Annotated in this window: 3 protein-coding genes and 1 riboswitch; of the genes, 1 reads left to right on the forward strand and 2 read right to left on the reverse strand. The window is 66.0% G+C overall.

What is annotated here, in order from left to right; genetic code table 11:
- Positions 1-1,151, forward strand: a 1,151-nt coding sequence (gene pnp / locus WAL33_RS21280; RefSeq protein WP_422183991.1) for a polyribonucleotide nucleotidyltransferase, incomplete at its 5' end; no start/stop codon positions are given.
- A gap of 741 nt (positions 1,152-1,892) precedes the next feature.
- On the opposite strand, the gene WAL33_RS21285 is transcribed toward pnp, so the two are convergent.
- On the reverse strand, positions 1,893-2,609 hold the full coding sequence (locus WAL33_RS21285; RefSeq protein WP_422183992.1) for a ribonuclease T2: 717 nt from the start codon (positions 2,607-2,609) through the stop codon (positions 1,893-1,895).
- A gap of 135 nt (positions 2,610-2,744) precedes the next feature.
- The gene (locus WAL33_RS21290; protein WP_422183994.1) at positions 2,745-3,377 is read right to left on the reverse strand and encodes a LysE family translocator; all 633 of its coding nucleotides are present in this window, start codon (positions 3,375-3,377) and stop codon (positions 2,745-2,747) included.
- A gap of 37 nt (positions 3,378-3,414) precedes the next feature.
- Positions 3,415-3,494: riboswitch (ZMP/ZTP riboswitch) on the reverse strand.
- Positions 3,495-3,918 lie beyond the last annotated feature (424 nt).

Consider the following 3,918-nt stretch of genomic DNA (forward strand, 5'->3'; position numbering starts at 1 on the left):
GCATCCTGCCGCGCACCCACGGCTCGGCCCTGTTCACCCGCGGCGAGACCCAGGCGATCGTGGTCGCCACCCTGGGCACCGGCGACGACGAGCAGTTCATCGACGCCCTGGAAGGCACCTACAAGGAGTCCTTCCTGCTGCACTACAACTTCCCTCCCTACAGCGTCGGTGAAACCGGCCGCATGGGCAGCCCGGGCCGCCGCGAAATCGGCCACGGCAAGCTGGCTTGGCGCGCCCTGCGTCCGATGCTGCCGGCCAAGGAAGACTTCCCCTACACCATCCGCCTGGTCTCCGAGATCACCGAGTCCAACGGCTCGTCCTCGATGGCCACGGTCTGCGGCTCGTCGCTGGCCATGATGGACGCGGGCGTTCCGCTGATCCGTCCGGTCTCGGGCATCGCCATGGGCCTGATCCTCGAAAAGGACGGCTTCGCCGTTCTGTCCGACATCCTGGGCGACGAAGATCACCTGGGCGACATGGACTTCAAGGTGGCCGGTACCAGCCAGGGCCTGACGTCTCTGCAGATGGACATCAAGATCGCCGGCATCACGCCCGCGATCATGGAGCAAGCGCTGGCCCAGGCTAAGGGCGGCCGCGAGCACATCCTCGAAGAGATGAACAAGGCGATGGACGCGCCTCGTGAAGAAGTCGGTGACTTCGCCCCGAAGATCGAGACCATCACCATCCCGACCGATAAGATCCGCGAAGTGATCGGCACCGGCGGCAAGGTGATCCGCGAGATCGTCGCCACCACCGGCGCCAAGGTCGACATCAACGACGAAGGCACGGTCAAGGTCTCGGCCTCGGACGCCGCCAAGATCAAGGCCGCCATCGACTGGATCAAGTCGATCACGCAAGAAGCTGAAGTCGGCGCGATCTACGACGGCAAGGTCGTCAAGGTCGTCGATTTCGGCGCCTTCGTGAACTTCTTCGGCGCCAAGGACGGCCTGGTCCACGTCAGCCAGATCAGCAACGAACGCGTGGCCAAGCCCGCCGACGTGCTGAAGGAAGGCCAGATCGTGAAGGTCAAGCTCCTGGGCTTCGACGATCGCGGTAAGACCAAGCTGTCGATGAAGGTCGTCGACCAGGAAACCGGCGAAGACCTGTCCAAGAAGGAAGGCGTGAGCCCGGAGGAAGCCGTCAACACCTGAGGGTGAGGACGTCTTTCACGGCCTAGGCTAGCGAGCGGGCGGTTCCGAAAGGAGCCGCCCGTTTTGCGTTTGGGGGTGCGCTTGACCCGGATTTGACGAGGTAACACTTCGATCGCACCCGTTGATCCCATCGGTATCCGTAGGGGTCTCACTTGGCTGCCAAGGCGAACTTTTCATCGACTTCGAGAGCCATCACGGACCTCGCAAGGCATGCGAGTAAGTTCCGATCTGAGGAGCTTCGTATGGCGGTCTTCGAAGTCCTTGCGGCACTGAGAGCGTGTGATGAACTTGGTCACGGACTTCGTGGCGCCGGGAGGTGGCTGGATATCGCCACCGAGCTTGCCGCCGACCTGCGCAAACAGCATCCGCTCGCGGGTGCGACCCCACCTTAAATCCTTGGTGGATCGGAGCTCTGGGGTCAGGCCGTGTCAAGGACCGCCTCTGGCGGCCGCGTCGCGGCGGCGCTTCGCGCCGTCCTTGAGACGGCCTGACCCCAGAGCAAGCTCGCCGCCATGGATCTAAGGCGGGGCCTGTCCGCCGAGGGCGGGCCAGGGCGCACGCGCGCTTTCCGGTCTGCGCACTTCCGTTCATGCCCCTTTCCACCAGCGTGGTGCGTGGTCCTCGTCCTTCGACACGCACAGGATGCGGACCATGTGCAGGCCGTGGCAGTAGAAACCCTCATCCTGAGCTTGTCGAAGGACGAGGTTTTCGCATCCGGGGTCGGGTAAACCTTAGCCGCCCCTACCCCTTCGGCGTCACCGTCACCACCGCCGTATCCGCCGCCCCGTTCCCGCCGCGACACGCCGCCGGCTTGAACTTCAGGTCCAGGCAGACCCACACCTCGGTCAGGCGGCCTTCCTTGACCCGGACGTTCAGGCCCTGGGCGGTCATGCCGCGATTGCGCTTGAGGAAGGTCTGGCGGATCTCGCCCGCCGTCAGGGTTCCGCTCGCGCCGGGGACAAGGTCCGGAACCTTCAGGCCGTCGCGCACCTCGCGGGTCTTCTTGTAATAGGCCTCGGGCGTGTCCCACTGGCAGGTGCCGTGCGCCTGCCACTCGTGCTGCAGCAGCCAGGGCGAGGGGGTCATGCACAGATTGGCCATCACCGTCGCGGCGCTGATCGGCGGGCTGGGCTTGCAGTATCGGGGATGGACCTTGTCCGGCCCGTTGGGCCACAGGCCGTGCACCGTGAAGCCGAAGCTGTTGGTCTGGCACTGGATGACCTTGTTCGACTCCGGAATGCCCGCGCGGCAGGCCTCGGGCGACCAGAACAGGGCCAGCAGATAGGCGGCGGTCGGGATGTCGGTGTGGATCTCGCCGGCGGGCGGAACCTCGGACGGGGCCGGGATCACGCTGGGCGGGATCGCGCAGGATTTCAGGCTGGAGGCCTGGGCCGCGCCGGCCAGGGCGAGAGTGGCGACGGCGGCCATGGCGAACTGGACGAACTTCGAAGACGTCATGCGCAACCCTCACTTCCGCTCATCCCGGCGAACGCCGGGACCCAAGCCGAGTCTGTGATTACGCGCTGAGCCCGGACCGGCCAACCCCGCTTGGGTCCCGGCGTTCGCCGGGATGAAGGGATTTAAGAGAGGGCGTTACCGCCGCGCCTCGGTCGCCATGCGCACCGCCAGCCCGCCCAGCACCGAGGCCATCAGCCAGCGCTGGATCAGGGCGAAGCTGGGGCGCGTGGCCAGGAAGCCGGCGATCGTGCCGGCCGCCAGGCAGATGCAGCCGTTGACTGTCAGGCTGATCAGGATCTGGCTGCCGCCCAGGGCCAGGGACTGGCCGAAGATCGCGCCGCGATGCGGGTCGATGAACTGCGGCAGCAGCGACAGATAGAGCATCGCCGCCTTGGGGTTCAGCAGGTTGGTCAGGAAGCCCATGCTGATCAGCCGGGCCGGGCTGTCCTTGGGCAGCTGGCGCACCTGGAACGGCGAGGCGCCGCCCGGCCTGATCGCCTGCCAGGCCAGCCACAGCAGGTAGAGCGCCCCGCCGAACCGCAGGACATCATAGGCGATCGGGGCGGCCATCAGCAGGGCGGTGATGCCCAAGGCCGCGCAGACCAGATAGACCACGAAGCCGGCGGCGGTGCCGACCAGCGACACGATCCCGGCCCAGCGGCCTTGGCAGATCGAGCGGCTGACCAGGTAGAGCATGTTGGGGCCGGGGGTCAGGGCCATGCCCAGACAGACGAGACAGAAGGCGATCCAGGTCTTGGCTTCGGGCAAAAGAGTCGGGGGCATGGGCGAGCTCCGCTTGCGAAAGATGGGGCGCCCAGGCGAACGGCTCGTGACGTCCGCGCTCCCCCAGGGTGCTCCCTGCGATCGCCAGTCACGCGGACGCAGGGTGTGTACACCGGTTCGCGGTGAAGGTTGAAGCCAGGTTTAGGCGGCCGTGCTCTTGCACCTCTCCCTTTGGGAGAGAGTTTCGCGCGGTTGACGCTCAGCGCATAGCGAACAAAGTCCTTAGAGTTCAACGCCCTGAACTTTCTCGACCCGATTTGATCCCCACCCTCCAAACCACCCGTATCCTGGTCCCACCTCGTTGCAGGGAAAGGGCGCATGGCCAGCGACCGATGCGGCGGCGGGGGGCGATCGAGCGGGAAGCTCTGTCGGCGGTGTTGTCCGCGTGTGTAGGGACAGCGTCAAACCTCACGTCTCTGGAGCCGGTCGGGCCTGGAACACAAAAACGACGTGGCGTGAGGGCCGGCTTGGCGGCAGGCGAGCGGTGACAGGCTCGCGGTCCGGGACCAGGCTTCGTTGACCTGGC

Source organism: Caulobacter sp., from assembly GCF_049283275.1.
Taxonomy (GTDB): domain Bacteria; phylum Pseudomonadota; class Alphaproteobacteria; order Caulobacterales; family Caulobacteraceae; genus Caulobacter.

Coding starts and splice junctions, on each gene's coding strand:
- WAL33_RS21285 (WP_422183992.1), bottom strand. CDS start 2,609: ATGACGTCTTCGAAGTTCGTCCAGTTCGCCATGGCCGCCGTCGCCACT.